Below are 18,526 nucleotides of genomic sequence, written 5' to 3'. Positions count from 1 at the left end.
CGTCTACTAAACTCCCTGATAATATTGAGTTTCTTTTTTTATTTTTTTTAACTTAATGGGATAGGTAATAAGGTGCAATATATATACTATTGGTGAGATTAACCATATCGCGAGGAATAAATAAACATAAAATAGTTTAAGCAGCTTTTTTCTGTTTTTTTGATTTTTATAAATCAGGTTTGACCATTTATTGAAAATTTTGTTTGCCGTTTTGTCTACAGTTACGAGATAGGAGCTAATTTTCACTCCTCCAAGGGCAACTAATTCCGGCTGTAATTCGTCTAGTGTATGCTGATTAAAATGAGAAAGTATTACTTCCCCGAACTTATCGGACTCCTGAATATCTTTATCCGAAACTCCCGGTAACGGAAAAATACCCAAATATTTTTTCTTGACTCCGGAGAACATCCATTCTACAATGGTAATGACGCTTATCAGATTTCCAACACGGTCTACAAGGGCTACATTTCCAACTAATTTTGCGTTAGCTTCGCGTAGCAAAATCTTAACTTTTTCCTGTGCCATAATCCACATATTCCTGGAACCGCTGATGGTGATGACAGGAGTATTATTCAGTATTTTTTTGCCTGACTCACTTTTTAAAAATGAATTGATGGGAATAGAAGGTGACAGGTACCACACCTGATAATGAAACAGTATTAAATCATATTTTGTATTTAAAATTTCTTCCGGGACGGGTTTTAATTCCGTTGGGATCTGAAGAAAAGTTTCGGGGAAAGCATCAAAAAAAGAAGTTTTATCCCATGGAAAAGGAAATGGTTTCTCTAATTGTATTTCATGAAAAGTTACTTTGATCTCTTCTGAGTTCAGGAAGGGTTTTGCAATATTTTGCGCAATCGATTCGAGCTGTCCCGATTGGGAATAATAAATGACAAGAACATTTTTCATTTCTGTTTTTGGCTTTGGTTATCGCAAAAGTAGTTAATTTTTCGGAATGAATTTCCTGATTTTGTCCGACCGTTTGGTATGCACCCATTCCGGCCATGTGGAAGCATCTTCGGCATCATAGATTCGTATTTTCTGATTGGCATCTTCAGTTAACAAATCATCTGATGTACAGTCCAGAATTAATGCCGCCGCCGCAATACCGGAATAGGTGGCTCCGGTAACGCCATGAGAAAGTGTACAGGCCCCGCAAAGAAATAAATTGTCGATCTCAGTTTTGTTCTTGTAGGCGAAAGGGCCTACCTGATTAAGTGTTTTTTCGGTTCCGTATACATTCCCTTTCGTCGAATTAATATAAAATTCATTGGTTTTTGGCGTTCCCAATTCAGCCTGAATAATATGCTGTTTGGCATTCGGGATTATTTTCTCGACATTGTTCATCAGTTTATTGGTAACTTTTTCCTTGAAGATTTTGTACGCTTCATTGTGGTAATCGTCCAGGCCGTTGAAATCATCCAAATGGTCATAATTGACATAAGTAACAATTTCGAAATTATGATATTTTCCATTAAAACTGGCCGGATCCTTAAGTGTGGTGCAGCTAATAAAAACAGCAGGAAACGAATCCCCTTCTGCAATATCATTGTTCATTAAATCTTCAAAATTGTCATCATCATTTTCATCTTTCATCATCCAGATGTTTCCGGAATCAATATTAAACTGGGTAACATCGATATCTAATGTCAGAAATAGAATCAATGAAGTAACCGAGTATTTTGTTTTTTGGAGTTTCTTAAGCAGTGATTTGCTGAGGTGTTCTTTTTCGATCAGGTTTAAATAGGTAATCGATGGATCGGCATTCGAAACAATATTTTTGGCCAGTATTTTTTCGCCATTTTCCAGTTCAATACCAATGGCTTTTTTATTTTCGATGATAATTTTCTGCACGTTTTGCTGTACACGAACTTCGCCGCCATGTCTTTTTATGCCGTTTGTCATCGCTTTTACGATACCGCCGCCGCCGCCCATCGGATAATAACCGCCATCAAAATAATGGCTCATTACCGAACAATGTACCGGGAAGCAGGCTTTGTTGGGCGGAAGCCCGTGATCGCCACACTGAACGTTAAGAACGGCTTTCAGCATTGGATCCTTAACATGCCAGGATACTACTTTTTTTAAGGGGAACAAGGCGAATTTTCCAAAATGTTTCGTTCGGAAAGGCACTGTTATTTTTTGCCACCAGCCTTTTAATTTTGGAATTAACTGAAGTTCGTAACTTACTTTTTCGACTAAGGAAAGATATTCATGGATGTTTTTTTCTTCAGCAGGAAAATGGTCAGAAAGTGTTTTTTTGAGGTTATCGATTCCGGCCGGAAGGTCGAAAGACTGATCGCCAATTAGGCAATGTTCGTAGGCTTTTTTATTCATTCGGAAAAAAACCAGATCATTGGCAATTCCCAAACCGCGATACAGTTCATTGGTAGAAGAACCTTCTTCAAGAAGTCCGACATAATGTACACCAGGGCTAAAACGCTGTCCGTTTAGGGTAAAACTGTGACTCCAGCCTCCGGGAACATAATGCTGCTCCAGAATTAAAACTTTTTGTCCGGCCCTTGCCAGGCAAATTCCTGTTGCTAGACCTCCAACTCCGGAACCAATGATAATCGTATCGTATTCTTTCATGCCTTGTTTTAAGATTTCCTAAAAGTATAAAAGAATGCTTATCAAAAGCGGAAGGATGGTTTATTTTATCTTTATTTTTTCAGCTGGTTCCAAAAATCAAAATAATTGAACCATTGCAAAGGGTATTTCTGCAGAATGGTTTCCACACTTTGTACATATTCTTTCAATAAACCCTTTTCGTCGCGATGTTTTACAGTAGCTTCCCTTGCATATAAATGATAATGCAGGTTGGGTTCTTTCATGACATACACGAAAACAACAGGCACTTTTAAACGGGAAGCGATCAAAAAGGGACCGGCCGGGAAATGGGCTTCCTGGCCCAGTATTTCTTCGGAAAGGGATTTCGTTCCTTCAAAATAACGATCGCCAGTAAAACAAACCAGTTCGTTGTTTGCAAGAGCGGCATTGATCTCAAAAATATGAGACAGATCGTCTTTGATGATGATAAATTTTACGGAAGGTTTTTGGGCAAGACTTTCCAGATAATTTTTAATGGCGGAATGCTCTAAATCCGTAGTGACAAGATTAATACTGAAATCAAGATTAATGTCGCCTAAAAAATGCTCGGCGATTTCAAAATTCCCAACGTGTGCACTAATCAGGACACCGCCTTTTTTTGCTGCCAAAAGATTTTTTAAAACCTCGATTCCGTCAAATTCATAGGTGAATTTATTTCGCATTCCTGCAGAAATGGAGATTTTATCAATGATGGTTTGTCCAAAAGTATAATAACTCCTGAAAACCATTTTTCGGGATTTAAAACGGGAATATTTTAATCTTTGATTAAAATAGTAGAAGATAGCGCTGTTGCTTTTTTTAAGGAAAAGGAAATAATAAGATGCGACAAAGTATAAAAGTCCGTAAGCGGATCTAATACCTATTTTTTGTATTAAAAAAACAAATATCCGATATCCTAAAACAGTACCTTTTGATTTACCATCCCATTTGCTCATTAAACAGCTTTGGCTTTTAGTTTCGTTTCAATCAGGTCATAAAAATTCTGAAAAGAAGCAATTCCAACAAAATCGACTTCTACCAGTTTTACTCCAAAGTTAGATTCAATAGAAACAACTAAGTCTACATAATCTAAACTATCTAAACCTAATGTGTCTTTTAAATTAGCGTTTGGTTCAATTTCGTCTCCGTCAACTTCAAATTCTTCAACCAAAAAACTATTAATTCTTTCTATTATTTCTTCTTTATTCATCACTCAATTAAACTTTTTAACTACCAACGCCGAGTTGGTTCCTCCAAACCCGAAGGAATTGGACAAAAATATGTCAAATTTTTTGTTTAACGTAGTTTTAACTAAATTTAATTTTGAAGCATCTTCGTCGGGATTTTCCAAATTGATGTTTGGCGCAATAAAATCGTGCTGCATCATTATAATAGAGTAGATTACCTCACTGGCTCCGGCCATCCAGCATTCGTGACCTGTCATTGACTTTGTAGAACTTACATAAGGATTTTTCTCACCAAAAACTTCAAAGATGGCTTTGGCTTCGTTACCATCTCCAACGGGAGTTGAAGTGGCATGCGCATTTATGTAGTCAATATCTGACGCTTTTAGTTTGGCGTCGTCAAGGGCTCTTTGCATAGCAGTCGCCGGTCCTTCTACATTTGGAGTGGAAATATGACCTCCGTTGGAAGAAAATCCGTAACCCGCCACTTCTGCAATAATAGTAGCGCCTCGTGCGATTGCTGATTCGTAACTCTCGAGGATTAACGTAGCACCGCCACCACTTGGAATTAACCCGTCGCGATCTGCATCAAAAGGGCGTGATGCTTTTTCCGGCTCATTTTCCCTGTTTGAAAAAACACCTAAACCATCAAAACTGCTCATCGCATATTTGTTGATTTCCTGTGCGCCGCCGCAAATAATAATATCCTGAAAACCGCTTTTGATTAAAAAATAAGCCAGTCCAATAGAGTGCGAACCACTTGCACAGGCTGCACTTATAGTAAGATTGATTCCTCTTAGCTTGAAAATCGTCGATAAATTCATGGTTACCGTAGAATTCATCGATTTAAAGATGGCTCCCGAACCAATTAGTGCAGTGTCTTTTTTCTCACGAACAATGTCTGTCGCGTCAATAATAGCTTTAGAAACGCTGTCATTTCCGTACATGATTCCCACTTCGCGGTTGTCAAAAAAGGCGTCGTCAATATTGGCATTTTTCAGTGCTTCTACAGTTGCCATATAAGCATATTCAGTTTCTTCACCAATGCTCATACGTTGTCTGCGGGACAGTAAATTTTTCAGGTCCGTTTTAGGAACCATACCTGTTAAGGCAGACTGAAATCCAAATTCCTTTCTTTCAGGATCAAACTGAATGCCGGATTTCCCGTTGTATAAGGACTCCTTTACTTCGTCTAAAGAAGTTCCGATACAGGAATAAATTCCCATTCCGGTAATTACAACTCTCTTATTCATCGTCTTTCAAAATAATTTTTTATCCGTTACTGTAATTTTTAATCTATTCTTTGTCTTCTTAATCTCGCAAAGACGCCAGGTTTTTTCTTTTTTATGTCTTTATAAAACTTTGCGTCTTCGCGTGCAATTTTCAGCGTTAAAAAAAACTTAAAAACAGCCTGGCAAACCTACTATTGTTAAGAATATATTCCTCCGTTTATATTGATAATTTCTCCTGTAATGTAGCTTGCTTTTTTTGAAATCAAAAAGCTTACCAAATCGGCAACTTCTTCGGCCTCACCGAAACGATTTACCGGAATTAGTTTTAGTAATTCTTTTTCATCCAAGGCACTGGTCATATCGGTTCTGATAAAACCGGGTGCTACGGCATTTACAGTAATGTTCCTTTTGGCAACTTCCTGGGCCAAAGCTTTGGTAGCTGCGACAATCGCTCCTTTTGCAGCCGAATAATTGGTTTGTCCTGCTGTTCCTTTTACTCCTGAAACAGAAACCATATTGACGATTCGGCCATATTTGTTGCGCAGCATTTTCTGGATGAAAAACTGCGTGACATTAAAAAATCCGTTTAAACTTGTATTGACAACCCCATTCCAGTCTTCGGGAGTCATCCACATAAAAAGACCGTCTTTTGTAATTCCGGCGTTATTGACAATGGCTTCAACAATGGCTTCGGGATTTGCTTCCTGCCATTTGGTTAAAACGTTTTGTACTTCTTCAAAATTAGAAACATCGAAACCTAAAATTTCTCCGGTTGCTCCTAATTTTTGTATTTCCTGAAGTGTTGCTTCGGCAGCTGTTTTGTTGGAATGATAATTAATCAAAATATGATAATTGGCTTCAACGGCTAATTTTTTACAAACAGCACTTCCAATTCCTCTGGAACCACCTGTTACTAATACACATTTCATTTATGTAAATTTTATTTTTTATAGGTCATAAATGGTATCGCTTTTTAGTGGTTTTGCTTACGCAATTTTTTAGTAGCGATTTCATTTATGTAGAATTTATTTTTTATAGGTCATAAATGGTATCGCTTTTTATTGGTTTTGCTTGCACAATTTTTTTAGTGGCGATTTCATTTAGGTAAAATTTATTTTTTCTTTTTGGTTACTGGTTTTGTCGCGGCTTTTGTTTCTGCTTTTGGCTTCTCGGAAGCAACTTCACTGCTGTTGTTTTTTTCTGCTGTTTTTGAAAATATCTCAGCGTTTTCAAACCATTGATTTCCTAATACAGTTCCGTCAGGTTTAAGAAACCCCCATTTTCCTTCATTTTTTACTCTTGCCACACCATCTATAAATCCTTTGTCCTGTTGTACAAACAAAGCAATAACGAATCCGTTTGAAGTAATACCATATTGGGTAGGAATTACGAGTTTTCCGGTTTCATTGATGAACCCCCAGTTTTTTTCTTTTACGGGAGCCAGTCCGTTTGAACTGAAAACTTCTGCATCGCTATAGGTTGGCGGAATAATGAATTCTGCTTTCGGGTTGATGTAGCCCCATTTCGATCCCACACAAACAGGAGCTAAGTTTTTTGAGAATGCTCTTGCTTTATCGTAAATAGGCAGAATTGCCCAGTTTCCTTTTAAGTCAATGAATCCGATTTTCCCGTTCTTTTTTGCATAGGTTAAATCCTGTGTTTCAAAATCCCAGATTTTTTCGGCACCTTCTACGGGAATAAACTTTCCACCACTTACGATTCCAAAAGTTTTATCTTTTCGGGCCCAGGTTGTATTTTTAAAATAATTGCCTATTTCATCATAAGCAGGTTCTACAGCTTCTTTGCCATTTGAACTTATAATTCCCCATTTTTTATTGAGTTCCACTCTTGCAAAACCATTTTCAAAAGGTTTGATCTGATCGTATTTGGGTTCTAAAACAACAGTCATTCCGGAGTTGATTAACCCCACTTTATCTGCTTGTCTGATAAAAGCAATTCCATTATTAAAATCAAATAGTTTTTCTGTTGCCGGTGCTTTTTGAATTTCACCTTTTGTATTGATATAGACCCAATCCTTAGCTTTTTTTACAATTGCAATTCCGCTGTTAAAATCTTTTGCATCATCAAAAGCTGCAGGAATTACCCAGGTTCCTTTGGTGTCAATAAAACCCCATTTTCCATTGTCTTCTACAGCAGCCAGGCCTTCAGAAAAACTTTTGGCAGCTTTGTACTGAGGCTCAATTTTAAAGCTTCCGTCTTTGGAAATATATCCGATTTTGGCATTTTTTTTAACCAAAGCCAATTCCTGGCTATTAACAAACTGAATAAATAATAACAATAAAAAAAGGAAAGATTTTTTCATGGGTTTAAGATTCAAGATTAATAGATATATGCGGTTTAACTATTTATAAGGTAATCTTTTACATTTTGAACAAAAGGATACATCACCTGATCCTGCGTAAAGGTTGGAATTATATTTCGAACATCATCGTACCATTTTTTGGTTACAGATGAAATTTTATCTTTCTGATCTAAATAATCAATGGCCTGAACGATTGTAATCATTTCAATAGCTAAAACTTCAAAAGAGTTTTCGATAACTTTTGAGGTAATCACGGCAGCATTTGTTCCCATGCTTACAATATCCTGATTGTCGTTGTTGTTTGGAATACTGTGTACATACATTGGGTTAGACAACATCTGGCTTTCGGCAGTAGTTGAGGTCGCGGTAAACTGCACACCCTGCATTCCGAAATTAAATCCTAATGTTCCTAAATTTACAAATGGAGGAAGGATTTCGTTGATTTTTGAATTTAATAAATAATTCAACTGACGTTCTGCCAGCATCGTTAATTTGGTAATAACGATTTTTAATTTATCCATTTCAAGAGAAATATAATCGCCATGGAAATTACCTCCGTGATACACATGTTTGTTTTTGACGTCGATAATCGGATTGTCGTTTGCGGAGTTAAATTCATCCTCCAGAATAGAAGCCACATTGTTAATGGTTTCTAAAACCGGACCTAAAATTTGAGGCACACAACGCAGTGAATAATATTCCTGAACTTTTTCCTTAAAAATTTCTTCGGTATTTTCTCCTGAATATAAGTGATCTTCCCTTTTACGGATCAAAGTACTGTCCGAAAGATTTTGTCTCATTCTGGCAGCAACTTCCTGTTGTCCTTTATGACGTTTGGTTTGGTTTAATTCTTCAGAAAAGTGATCGTCATACGCCTGAACCAATTCGTTTATGGCACAGGAACATTTTAGTGACCAGTCTAATAATTTATTGGCATGATGCACATTTACAACACCAATTCCGGTCATAACCGAAGTTCCGTTGATTAATGCAAGGCCTTCTCTGATTTCTACCTGAATTGGTTTTAAGCCTTCAATTTCAAAAACTTCAGGAGTTGGTCTTCGGTCTCCTTTATAAAAAACTTCGCCTTCGCCGATTAAAACTAAAGCTAAATGTGATAATTGCACTAAGTCTCCACTCGCACCAACACCACCGTGTTCGAAAATTAAGGGAGTAATATCTCTGTTGATCAGCTCGGCCATTAAGTGAATGACTGACGGGTGAACGCCCGAATTTCCTAAAGAAAGCGTATTTAATCGCGCCAGGATGGCTGCTTTGGCACATACCGGGCTCAAAGGTTTTCCTGTTCCTGAAGAGTGGCTTCTGATTAAATTATACTGCAGCTGAATCTGGTCAGATTCTTTAATCCGGTATTGTGCCATTGGTCCAAAGCCCGTATTTACGCCGTATATTACTTTATTTCCTGAAAATTCCTTTAAAAAATTAAAGCTTTCATTTACTCTGTTTAAAACAATATCGCTAACAACAACTTTGTTATTTCCAAAGATAATAGACTCGAATTCTGCTAAACTTAAATATTCATTAATTGTATTCATTAAATCGTTTTTGGTTGTGCTAATTTAATTTTATTTATCAAAATAAATGTAGTTATTTTGATGATGGCAAATGTAAGTTAAATAAATCATAACATTTCTAATATGACAAAGGAGTTTGTAGATGTTTTAATCATAGGCGCAGGACCTTCTGGATGCGTTTCGGCATCGTATCTTCATAAAAATAACGTTAAGATAAAAGTGGTGGAAAAAACAAAATTTCCAAGACTTGTGGTCGGCGAAAGCCTCATCCCAAGAGTTATGGACCATTTTGCGGAGGCTGAGCTTTTTGAGAGTCTTGACGCCATGAATTTTGAAAAGAAATTAGGTGCCCGTTTTATCCGTGGAGAAGAGATTTGTGTTTTTGATTTCAGTAAAAAATTCGGTGAAGGATGGGATTGGACCTGGCAGGTGCCAAGAGCGGATTTTGACAATACAATGGCGCAGGAAGTCATAAGAAAAGGAATTGATCTGGAATTTGAATCGGAAGTGCTCGAAGTTTCGTTTGAAGGAAAAAAATCGAAGACCATTGTAAAAGACAAAGACGGAAACTTAAAAGAAATTCACGCTAATTTTATTATCGATTCCAGTGGTTACGGACGTGTTTTGCCAAGACTTTTAGATTTGGATACACCGTCAAAGCTTGATCCGCATTCTTCGATATTTACGCACGTAAAAGACATTAACAGACCGGAGGGCGAGGAAGGAACCCAGATTTCGTTTGATATTCTGGAAACCGAAGTCTGGTTATGGGTCATTCCGTTTTCGAATGGAAATACAAGTTTAGGTGTAGTTGGGCCGACCGATTTTATCAATTCGCTTTCAGAAAATAAAGACAATGCCGAGGCTTTGCGAAATGCCATTCAGAAATCGGATTATTATATTAAGAGATTCAAAGGAACCGAGTTTTTATTTGAGCCGGTGAAACTGGAGAACTATTCCAGAGCCGTAAAAAGAATGTACGGAGATGGTTTTGCCTTAACAGGAAACAGTTCAGAATTCTTAGATCCTGTTTTTTCATCGGGAGTTGCTTTTGCGACCGAATCCGGAATGCTCGCAGCAAAATTATACCTGAAAGAATCACAAGGAATTGAAGTAGACTGGGAAGCTGAATTTACAGGATACATGAAACGCGGCATTGCTGTTTTTACCACTTACGTGAAAGAATGGTACACCGGAAACCTTCAGACGTTATTTTTTCACCAGCCGGAAAACCCGGAAGTAAAAGAAAAAATCTGTTCGGTTCTGGCAGGTTATGTCTGGAATGAAGAAAATCCGTTTGTAAAAAAACACGATCACGTGATCGCAAATATGGCCTATTTATTAAATATGCAAAAAGAAGAAAAAGAAAACCCTAGTGTAAACTAGGGTTTTTTTGTGCTTTTATTTGTACGCTTTTTTCAGAATCATTTTCGAAAGTGATTTTGCGGTTTTAGCATATCCTTCCCCAATTCTGGATTCATTACTGTAATTATTTCCCCATTGATCTCCGGGAGCTTCTTCACTTGTAATTTCTAACAGAACATTTGATTTATTGGCCGTTTCAACAAACTTTAGGTTTGTGCTTACTTTTGCCGGTTGTTTCATAATACCTGCATCCCAGCCCGGATAAATCCATACGGTCTGTACAATTAAGGTATAAGGGGCACTCGTTAGATTTTCCTGAAAATTTACATCTTTCTTTTCTTTGCTTAATACAAGATTTGCTAATTCAAGAAACTTAGGAGTCCAGATTAATTCCGGAGAAGACTTCCATCTTTTTTTCCAGGCATCGCCATTTCCTTTAATCTTTGCATTTAAATCTGCCGTTCTTTCTTCAACATATTGAGCTTCAGATTTTTTTTCTTTCATCATAGTAAAATTACTATAATCAAATACCACATTAATTTCTTTCTGATCTTTCAGAAAAGTAAAATTTCCTTTTACGACTTCCATGTCCTGTGCAAATGCTGCGCCAGAGATCAATAACAATGCAATTACTAGTTTTTTCATAAAATTGGTTAAAATGTTAGGGTTCAAATTTAGATTTTTTTTTATGAAAAGCTATTTTATCTGCCATTAATTTATAAGGAAAAAAGCGATTATTTTAAGTCAAATATTTTCTCCGTCAGAATCCATTTTTGTCCCGGTTTTGCCCAGGGCAGGGCTTGCTGGAATTTCCACATCAAAGTTTCCCATTCCTGTACTTTTGGGTTTTCGGAATCCAATGCCGCTTTCTTTTCAAAAGTAAAATCTTCACGGGCTTCAATAATCATAAACAATCGGTTTCCGGTACAATAAATATCCATGACGGTAATCCCGGAATCTTTAATGCTATCTATAATTTCCGGCCAGACATTTTTATGAAGTTCTTTGTATTCCTCAATCAGATTTGCATCCTCCTGCAGGTCTAAGGCGAGACAGAATTTTTGTGTAGTCATATGGTATAGAAAAAGTTAGATTGTTACTTTTTTTGTGAAGGGATTAATTTATAAAAAAAAGACTGTCGTTTGCAGACAGTCTTTTAATTCTTCAAAAAATATAGTAAAAAATTATACTACCAGAATTTAACGTATAAAGCCACAATAATCAATAATGTAATTACGATTAAAACCGTAGTTTGTGGTTTCACTTTAAACATTTCAGAGTCTATTTCAAACGCTTTAGGATTTACTTTCGGACCGGCAAAACTGATTCCGATCATGGCCAGCATCGTAAAGAAGAATGATAATCCCATACAGATGTGGAAAGGAATTTCGAAAGCACCTTTTCCGTTAGGATAAGCCGTGTACAACAACGTTTCGTTTCCAAAAAGCATCGGAGCATATTCGTTGAATACTACCGATAATACAAACCCTAAAATTACACCCACAATTGCTGCAGTTCCGGTAGTTCTTTTCCAGAACATACCAAGGAAGAACATCGCAAAAACTCCCGGGCTGATAAATCCGGTATATTTTTGAATGTAGGTGAATCCACCCACTCCGCCAATTCCTAAGATGTCATTCCACGTAAATAAAACCGCTAAAAGCATGGCAGCAAAAACGGCAATTCTACCAATGTTTACCTGTTGTTTTTCGCCGGCTTGTTTCTGAATGTATTTTTTATGAATATCTAAAGTATAGATCGTCGAGATACTGTTTACTTTTCCGGCTAATGAGGCTACAATTGCAGCAGTCAGCGCCGCTACAGAAAGTCCTTTTAAACCTGTTGGCAGGAAAGTCAAAACAGCAGAATAAGCACCGTCTTTTCCTCCCACTAATTGTGGTAAATGTCCGTTTTGATATAAAACATAAGCAGCAATACCCGGCAGCATTACGATTAAAGGCATTAATAATTTTAGCATTCCGGCAAATAAAATACCGGTACGGGCTGTTTGTAAATCGGCACCCAAAGCCCTTTGTGTAATGTATTGGTTACATCCCCAATAGTTTAAGTTGATGATCCAGATACCGGCAAGGTAAGACATCAGACCCGGGAACGTCAAATATTTATCAATATCAAGCTGGGAAGAAGTTGCCGTTGGTTTTGGAATAATCATTTTGAAATGCTCCGGAGCTTCTCTCATTAAAACTTTGAAACCGGCAATAGCATTTTCGCCAACACCAAAATATTGTCCAACCGTTGTTAGTGCAATATAAGAGGTTACCAAACCACCGATAATTAAAACAGCTACCTGAATAACGTCTGTGTACGCTACCACTTTCATACCTCCTAAAGAGATGAACAAAGCAAATACAGCCAATCCAACCATAATTACGTGCAGATACTCTCCGCCCGCAAGTCCGTTAATCGCAACCGCCCCTAAATAAAGAATAGAAGTTAAGTTTACAAATACGTACAAAAACAACCAGAAAACGGCCATAATTAAGGCAGTCGATTCGTTGTAACGTGTTTTTAAGAACTGAGGCATTGTGTAAATCTTATTCTTAAGATATACCGGAATAAACCAAACCGCTACAATAATTAAAGCAACAGCAGCCAGCCATTCGTAAGCAGCTACTGCAATTCCTAAAAAGAAACCTTCACCACTCATTCCGATGAATTGCTCAGCAGAAATATTGGAAGCAATTAACGAAGCTCCAATAGCCCACCAGGTTAAATTCCCTTCAGCCAAAAAGTAAGCTTTGGCATCCTGTTCGTCTTGTTTACGTTTGCGGTAAACAGTATAACCGTAGACCGAAACTACGATGAAATAAATAATAAAAACCGCATAATCTGCGAAAGCGAGGTTCTGGTTCATTGTTAGTAATAGTTTAAAATTAGTAAAGGTGATTGTTTGTTTTATTGTTTAATGCGTTTAAAAATATAGTATGTGTTTTTATTTCGTTATTTTTTTATGAAAAAAGAAGCCAAAGCCAAAAATAAGATAAAAATCCAATTCCACACCAAAAATAAATGTGTTTTTAACATTTATAACTGCATTATTACATTAAATGTAATTTTTAGGTCACTTAAGCTTTAGTTTTATAATGTACATCAGACAATTGCCTTAAAGCTTCTGCACTTTTTTCAGGAGTAATGTCTCTTTGTGATTCCCCCAGCATTTCATAACCAACCATAAATTTCTTAACGGTTGCAGATCGCAATAAAGGTGGATAAAAGTGCATGTGAAAATGCCATTCCGCATGTTCCAGGCCATCTGTAGGAGCCTGGTGAATTCCTGATGAATAAGGGAAAGAAGTATTGAACAAGTTATCGTACTTAGAAGTAAGCTGTTTTAGGATTGTAGCAAAAGAAGTAGTTTCATCAGCGGTAAAATCGGTAATTTTTCCAAAAGTTCGTTTGCTGATAATCATCGTTTCATAAGGCCAGGTTGCCCAAAAAGGAACCACTGCAGCAAAATGATCATTTTCGATTACAACGCGTTCCCCTGATCTTAACTCTGCCTGCAGGTAATCGGCCAGCATCGTCCTGCCGTTTTTGTCGAAATAAGCTTTCAGGTTTTTTTGTGTTTTTTCTACCTGGGTCGGTAAGGAGGACTGTGCCCAGATTTGCCCGTGTGGGTGTGGGTTGCTGCAGCCCATTACACTTCCTTTATTTTCGAAAATCTGAACGTGATTGATGTATTTGATGTTTCCTAAATCAGTGTATTCTTTTTGCCAGGTTTTAATAATATTTTCAATTCCGTCGATAGTCATTTCCGGTAAGGTAAGATCATGTCTTGGAGAAAAACAAACCACCCGCGAAATGCCGCGTTCCGGTTGTGCTTTAAAAAAAGTATGTTTAATATCTTCTTCAAACATGATTTCATCCTGCTTCATTGCGGCGAAATCATTCTCAAATACAAAACTGCTTTCGTATTTGGGATTGCTGACTCCATTGGCACGAACATTCCCCGGACAGAGGTAGCAAGTGGGGTCATACTTCGGCAAAGCTTCGGTTGAAATTGTTTCGTTTTGTCCCTGCCATGGACGTTTTGCACGATGAGGTGATACTAAAACCCATTCGTTGATTAGCGGATTGAAACGTCTGTGCGGATCTTCGGTAATGTCAAAATTTTTCATTGTACTGGTAGTGGTATTAAAGTAGTGTTGTTCCGTTTGAGATTTTTACATCATAAAATTTTAATTCAATCCCAAATGTATCTAAATAAAGATTTGAAAACTTATGTTTAACCTCATTTTCGCAACCTTTTTTAATTAAATTTATGGTACAGCCACCAAAACCACCTCCCATCAATCGGGAACCAATCACAGAATCATCTTCTTTTGCCGTATCAACAAGCATGTCCAGCTCCGCACAACTTACTGCATATTCCTGCGATAAACCGTAGTGCGTCTCAAAAAGCAACGCTCCCAGAAGTTCAATATTTCCGTTGTCTAAGGCCTCACAAGCCTTTATGACACGATTAATTTCTTTTACAACATAATGAACCCTTTTAAAGACCGTCGGATTCATTTTATCCTCGATGCTCAATAGCTGTTCTTCGGTACAATCCCTAAAACTTTTTATGTCCGGAAAATGATTTTTAATAATTAACAAACCTTCTTCACATTCTACCCTTCTGGTATTGTATTCAGAGGTGAAAAGCGAATGTTTTACATTACTGTCCATTAAGACCAGCGAATAATCTTTGAAATTAGCATCATGATATTCAAACTCTAACGTATTACAATCTAATTTGATCACTTTGTCTTCGATTCCGTGAACGCTTGAAAACTGATCCATAATACCACAATTGATACCCACCCAGTGTTCCGCTTTCTGTCCCATTAAGGCAAGATCAACTTTTGCAATCGTAAGGTCGAAAAGTGCCGCAATACCAAAAAGCATCCCGCATTCTAAAGCCGCAGAAGAAGACAATCCTGAACCAACCGGAATATTACTGCTGAAAACACAGTTGAAACCTTCAAAAGAAAAACCATTATCCTGCAGTTGCTTGATCACGCCAAGAATATAATTCGTCCAGACCACATCACTTAAATGAACCTCCTGCGTCAGGTCGACTTCAAATTCTTCGTTTAAATCAATGGCGATTATTTTAGACTTTTTTGAGTTGTTTTTCTCAAAAGCAAAGCAGATTACTTTATCAATGGCTGCCGGTAATACATAGCCGTCATTGTAATCGATATGTTCTCCAATAATGTTTATTCTTCCCGGAGAAAGCACGGTTTTTTCAGGAGAAGAACCAAAAGATTTTTCAAAAAATGCCGTTGTATCCTGTATTAAAATGTCATTCATTATCTTGTAATTGTAAATGTTGTGCTGTAGTTATATTTTAAAAACTTACTTTATGTTTTCGAATCTGTACACTGTTTTCTGACGGTATTCTTCTCCTTTTTTGAGGATCGAATTCGGGAAATTTTTATGATTCGGTGCGTCCGGAAAATTTTGTGTCTCAAAACAGATTCCGCTTGATGTATGATAAGCGGCATTTTGTTTTCCTTTCAGCTGGTCAAAACAATTCCCGCCTACATAGATATGAACACTCGGCTGATCGGTATAAACACTCATTTGTAAATTGTTTTCCGAACTGATTAATTTTGCAATAACTTCGGTTTTCGAATTCACGACAAAAGAATGATCAATCGGGAAAGGGCATTTTTTGGGTGTTCTGAAGTCAAAGGCATGGCCTGTGAGATCCGTTAAATTTCCGGTTGGAATATTATTCTCATCCGTCTCCAGCATTTTGACCGATTTGATAAAAATTTCCTGATCTAAAACATTCGAATCATGACCGTTGAGGTTGAAATAACTGTGATGTGTCAGGTTAATAACGGTATCTTTGGTTGTGGTTGCTTTATATTCTAATTTTAATTCGTTTTCTTCCGTTAATGTATACGTGAGGTAGACATGCATTTCTCCCGGGAAATTTTCGTCGGAATCTTCACTTAAAAGACCAAAAGTAATCGACGGATTCTCTCCTGAAGTTACATTAGCGACATTCCATACTTTTCTTCCAAATCCAAAATTACCGCCATGCAGCGTATTACCATTATTATTGGCAGGCAGCTGAAAAGTTGTACCATTGATCACAAAAGAAGCATTATGTATCCTTCCGGCATAGCGCCCGACAGTGGTCCCGAAATAAGGGGCGCTTGGTAAACTATAGGATTCCAGATAAGACTGCAGATTGTCAAAACCTAAAACAACATCAGTCAGTTTACCATTTGAAAGCGGAACCTGCAAAGAAGTTACTGTTGCTCCATAATTGATAAGCTGCGCTTTCATTCCGTTTTTGTTGGTCAATTCAAAAGAATAGATTTCTTCGTTGTCAGGCATTAAACCAAACAATTTGTAATCGGATAGATTCTGAAAATGAGATATATGTTTTATTTTCATATTATTTTTACCAATAATGAAATCCAAAAATAGAAACATTTCAAAAAAACACATACCAGTACCTACCAGTTTTTTGTATCTTGTGCCCAAAAACTATTTTTATGAACGTAATTTCTGTACAAAACAATTTGGGGCTTCCAAAATATAAACAGATAATTCTTTCAATTGAGAAAGCTATTGAAGAGGAAAAATTAAAAAAAGGAGACAGGCTGCCCTCCGTCAATAAAGTCTGCCTGGCTTTTTCATTATCGCGTGATACGGTTTTACAGGCTTACGATGAACTCAAAAAAAGAGGGATTATTTATGCTATTCCGGGCAAAGGCTATTATGTAAAAAGCGTTGAGACTACCCTAAAACACAGGATTTTTTTACTTTTTGACGAGTTGAATATTTTCAAGGAAGACATTTACAATTCGTTCCTGAAAAATATTGGAAAGAATGTCCAGGTCGATATTTTCTTTCATCATTTTAATGTCAGAGTATTTCAAAAGCTAATAAATGACAGCAACGGAAATTACACCAAATACATTATTATGCCGACGAACTTAAACGATATAGCAGATTCTGTAAAAACCCTACCAGTAAACGAGGTAATCATACTGGATCAGACCAATCAAAACCTGAAATTATACCCGGCCATTTATCAAAATCACCAAAAAGATATCTTTGAAGGATTATATAAAGCAAAATCAAGACTGAATAAATACAAAAAACTCATTTTGATTTTCCCGGGATTCAGGGAACCTCTGGGCATGAAACTGGGCTTTGAGGATTTTTGTACCGCCTATCATTTTGAATACGAAATCATCACCGAATTTACCGGAAGAGAAATCACAAGCGGAGACCTTTACATCATTCCGAATGACCGGGATCTGGTAAAAGTGATCGAAAGTGCCGGAAAACAAAGCTTAAAATTAGGAAGTGATTTTGGTATTATTTCGTATAATGAAACACCGCTGAAAAAAATTGCCGCAAATGGAATTACTACAATTTCAACCCATTTTGAAGCCATGGGAAAAATTTTGGCCGAAATGGTTCTGAAAGGAAACAAAGAACAAAGAGAGAATAAATCATCCTTGATTATGCGGAGTTCATTGTAACCCCGATGCAGCCTCATTATTTACAAAAAACAAACCCTGAAAGTTTTGGCTTTCAGGGTTTGTTTTTGGCTTTTATTTTTTAGAATTTACAAATTCAGCACAAAGTCATTCAATAACTTTTCTTCATATTTTTCTTTATTGAAAGTATACAAATACGAACCTTTACGGGAAGAGCCCATATCTTTTTCGTCCAGTTTATTTAAGATTTCAAGAGAGTTAATTTTGCTGATAAAATTTCTTTTATCCAGTTCCTTGCTCAGAATAGCTTCATAAAGTTCCAGTAGCTGACGCATGGTAAACTTTTCAGGCAGCAATTCAAATCCAATTGGTTTGATGGAGGTTCTGTATCGCAGTCTTCTTACGGCATGCTGTACCATTTCACCGTGGTCAAAAATTAATTTTGGCATCTCATTGATACTAAACCATTTTGCATGATAATTCTGAATCAGTTCTGCATTATGATTTTCAATATTAATCAGGGCATAATACGAAACAGAGATCGTACGCTCCACAGGATCACGGTCGATTTCGCTATACGCATAAAGCTGTTCCATATATATATCATGGAGACCGGTGTAGGTATTTAATATTCGGATGGCCGCATGGTCCAATATTTCATCACGTTTTAAAAAACCGCCCATCAGAGACCATTTTCCTTTCTCAGGCTCAAAGTCTCTTTTGATTAAAAGTATTTTCAACCCCTCATGGTCGAATCCAAAAATGATACAATCTACTGCTAATAAAGCTTTGTCAGCAGAGCTATAACTGTTTAGCATATTCT

Annotated in this window: 17 protein-coding genes; 2 read left to right on the top strand and 15 right to left on the bottom strand. The window is 37.0% G+C overall.

What is annotated here, in order from left to right; genetic code table 11:
* Positions 1-6: 6 nt before the first annotated feature.
* From LPB89_RS02695 to hutH, 8 genes are all read right to left on the bottom strand, one after another.
* Positions 7-909, bottom strand: a complete 903-nt coding sequence (locus LPB89_RS02695; RefSeq protein WP_230700145.1) for a dialkylrecorsinol condensing enzyme DarA — start codon at positions 907-909, stop codon at positions 7-9.
* A gap of 33 nt (positions 910-942) precedes the next feature.
* Positions 943-2,592 (bottom strand): NAD(P)/FAD-dependent oxidoreductase, encoded by a 1,650-nt coding sequence (locus LPB89_RS02690; protein WP_230700144.1) that lies wholly within the window; start codon positions 2,590-2,592, stop codon positions 943-945.
* Positions 2,593-2,663: 71 nt separating this feature from the next.
* Positions 2,664-3,545: a lipid A biosynthesis acyltransferase gene (locus LPB89_RS02685; protein ID WP_230700143.1), complete on the bottom strand. Its 882-nt coding sequence runs from the start codon at positions 3,543-3,545 to the stop codon at positions 2,664-2,666.
* Entirely contained in the window at positions 3,545-3,799 is a 255-nt protein-coding gene (locus LPB89_RS02680) for an acyl carrier protein (protein ID WP_127338291.1), read from the bottom strand. The genes LPB89_RS02685 and LPB89_RS02680 overlap by 1 nt, the downstream gene beginning before the upstream one ends.
* 3 nt (positions 3,800-3,802) lie before the next feature.
* On the bottom strand, positions 3,803-5,026 hold the full coding sequence (locus LPB89_RS02675) for a beta-ketoacyl synthase (protein ID WP_230700142.1): 1,224 nt from the start codon (positions 5,024-5,026) through the stop codon (positions 3,803-3,805).
* Positions 5,027-5,202: 176 nt separating this feature from the next.
* The gene (gene fabG / locus LPB89_RS02670; RefSeq protein ID WP_230700141.1) at positions 5,203-5,934 is read right to left on the bottom strand and encodes a 3-oxoacyl-ACP reductase FabG; all 732 of its coding nucleotides are present in this window, start codon (positions 5,932-5,934) and stop codon (positions 5,203-5,205) included.
* Between the two features lie 182 nt (positions 5,935-6,116).
* On the bottom strand, positions 6,117-7,328 hold the full coding sequence (locus LPB89_RS02665) for a WG repeat-containing protein (protein WP_230700140.1): 1,212 nt from the start codon (positions 7,326-7,328) through the stop codon (positions 6,117-6,119).
* A 35-nt stretch (positions 7,329-7,363) separates the two neighbouring features.
* Positions 7,364-8,884, bottom strand: coding sequence for a histidine ammonia-lyase (hutH, locus tag LPB89_RS02660; protein WP_230700139.1), 1,521 nt, complete (start codon positions 8,882-8,884; stop codon positions 7,364-7,366).
* A gap of 102 nt (positions 8,885-8,986) precedes the next feature.
* Between hutH and LPB89_RS02655 the strand changes: the two genes are divergently transcribed.
* Positions 8,987-10,249 (top strand): NAD(P)/FAD-dependent oxidoreductase, encoded by a 1,263-nt coding sequence (locus tag LPB89_RS02655; protein WP_230700138.1) that lies wholly within the window; start codon positions 8,987-8,989, stop codon positions 10,247-10,249.
* Positions 10,250-10,264: 15 nt separating this feature from the next.
* Here LPB89_RS02655 and LPB89_RS02650 read toward each other — a convergent pair whose 3' ends face one another.
* From LPB89_RS02650 to LPB89_RS02625, 6 genes are all read right to left on the bottom strand, one after another.
* Entirely contained in the window at positions 10,265-10,873 is a 609-nt protein-coding gene (locus LPB89_RS02650; RefSeq protein WP_230700137.1) for a hypothetical protein, read from the bottom strand.
* Between the two features lie 89 nt (positions 10,874-10,962).
* Positions 10,963-11,301, bottom strand: a complete 339-nt coding sequence (locus LPB89_RS02645; protein ID WP_230700136.1) for an L-rhamnose mutarotase — start codon at positions 11,299-11,301, stop codon at positions 10,963-10,965.
* Positions 11,302-11,417: 116 nt separating this feature from the next.
* Positions 11,418-13,103: a sodium/sugar symporter gene (locus LPB89_RS02640; protein ID WP_230700135.1), complete on the bottom strand. Its 1,686-nt coding sequence runs from the start codon at positions 13,101-13,103 to the stop codon at positions 11,418-11,420.
* A gap of 211 nt (positions 13,104-13,314) precedes the next feature.
* Positions 13,315-14,367: a UDP-glucose--hexose-1-phosphate uridylyltransferase gene (locus LPB89_RS02635; RefSeq protein WP_230700134.1), complete on the bottom strand. Its 1,053-nt coding sequence runs from the start codon at positions 14,365-14,367 to the stop codon at positions 13,315-13,317.
* A gap of 16 nt (positions 14,368-14,383) precedes the next feature.
* Entirely contained in the window at positions 14,384-15,544 is a 1,161-nt protein-coding gene (gene galK, locus LPB89_RS02630; RefSeq protein ID WP_230700133.1) for a galactokinase, read from the bottom strand.
* Positions 15,545-15,589: 45 nt separating this feature from the next.
* Entirely contained in the window at positions 15,590-16,645 is a 1,056-nt protein-coding gene (locus tag LPB89_RS02625; protein ID WP_230700132.1) for an aldose epimerase family protein, read from the bottom strand.
* A gap of 101 nt (positions 16,646-16,746) precedes the next feature.
* Between LPB89_RS02625 and LPB89_RS02620 the strand changes: the two genes are divergently transcribed.
* On the top strand, positions 16,747-17,745 hold the full coding sequence (locus LPB89_RS02620; RefSeq protein ID WP_230700131.1) for a GntR family transcriptional regulator: 999 nt from the start codon (positions 16,747-16,749) through the stop codon (positions 17,743-17,745).
* A gap of 86 nt (positions 17,746-17,831) precedes the next feature.
* On the opposite strand, the gene LPB89_RS02615 is transcribed toward LPB89_RS02620, so the two are convergent.
* Positions 17,832-18,521 carry an NUDIX domain-containing protein gene (locus LPB89_RS02615; protein ID WP_230700130.1) on the bottom strand — a complete coding sequence of 230 codons (690 nt, stop codon included), beginning with the start codon at positions 18,519-18,521 and terminating at the stop codon, positions 17,832-17,834.
* Positions 18,522-18,526: the final 5 nt, after the last annotated feature.

Source organism: Flavobacterium sp. ENC (genome assembly GCF_020991415.1).
Lineage (GTDB): Bacteria > Bacteroidota > Bacteroidia > Flavobacteriales > Flavobacteriaceae > Flavobacterium.
The sequence above is the reverse complement of the archived record's forward strand: the minus strand, read 5'-3'. Positions and strand labels throughout refer to the sequence as shown.

What these genes read in the sequence shown, in the direction of transcription:
- LPB89_RS02655 (WP_230700138.1), top strand. Translation starts at nt 8,987, where the DNA reads ATGACAAAGGAGTTTGTAGATGTTTTAATCATAGGCGCAGGACCTTCT.
- LPB89_RS02615 (WP_230700130.1), bottom strand. Translation starts at nt 18,521, where the DNA reads ATGCTAAACAGTTATAGCTCTGCTGACAAAGCTTTATTAGCAGTAGAT.
- fabG (WP_230700141.1), bottom strand. Translation starts at nt 5,934, where the DNA reads ATGAAATGTGTATTAGTAACAGGTGGTTCCAGAGGAATTGGAAGTGCT.
- LPB89_RS02645 (WP_230700136.1), bottom strand. Translation starts at nt 11,301, where the DNA reads ATGACTACACAAAAATTCTGTCTCGCCTTAGACCTGCAGGAGGATGCA.
- LPB89_RS02665 (WP_230700140.1), bottom strand. Translation starts at nt 7,328, where the DNA reads ATGAAAAAATCTTTCCTTTTTTTATTGTTATTATTTATTCAGTTTGTT.
- LPB89_RS02675 (WP_230700142.1), bottom strand. Translation starts at nt 5,026, where the DNA reads ATGAATAAGAGAGTTGTAATTACCGGAATGGGAATTTATTCCTGTATC.
- LPB89_RS02620 (WP_230700131.1), top strand. Translation starts at nt 16,747, where the DNA reads ATGAACGTAATTTCTGTACAAAACAATTTGGGGCTTCCAAAATATAAA.
- LPB89_RS02695 (WP_230700145.1), bottom strand. Translation starts at nt 909, where the DNA reads ATGAAAAATGTTCTTGTCATTTATTATTCCCAATCGGGACAGCTCGAA.
- LPB89_RS02690 (WP_230700144.1), bottom strand. Translation starts at nt 2,592, where the DNA reads ATGAAAGAATACGATACGATTATCATTGGTTCCGGAGTTGGAGGTCTA.
- LPB89_RS02625 (WP_230700132.1), bottom strand. Translation starts at nt 16,645, where the DNA reads ATGAAAATAAAACATATATCTCATTTTCAGAATCTATCCGATTACAAA.
- galK (WP_230700133.1), bottom strand. Translation starts at nt 15,544, where the DNA reads ATGAATGACATTTTAATACAGGATACAACGGCATTTTTTGAAAAATCT.
- LPB89_RS02685 (WP_230700143.1), bottom strand. Translation starts at nt 3,545, where the DNA reads ATGAGCAAATGGGATGGTAAATCAAAAGGTACTGTTTTAGGATATCGG.
- LPB89_RS02640 (WP_230700135.1), bottom strand. Translation starts at nt 13,103, where the DNA reads ATGAACCAGAACCTCGCTTTCGCAGATTATGCGGTTTTTATTATTTAT.
- LPB89_RS02650 (WP_230700137.1), bottom strand. Translation starts at nt 10,873, where the DNA reads ATGAAAAAACTAGTAATTGCATTGTTATTGATCTCTGGCGCAGCATTT.
- LPB89_RS02635 (WP_230700134.1), bottom strand. Translation starts at nt 14,367, where the DNA reads ATGAAAAATTTTGACATTACCGAAGATCCGCACAGACGTTTCAATCCG.
- LPB89_RS02680 (WP_127338291.1), bottom strand. Translation starts at nt 3,799, where the DNA reads ATGAATAAAGAAGAAATAATAGAAAGAATTAATAGTTTTTTGGTTGAA.
- hutH (WP_230700139.1), bottom strand. Translation starts at nt 8,884, where the DNA reads ATGAATACAATTAATGAATATTTAAGTTTAGCAGAATTCGAGTCTATT.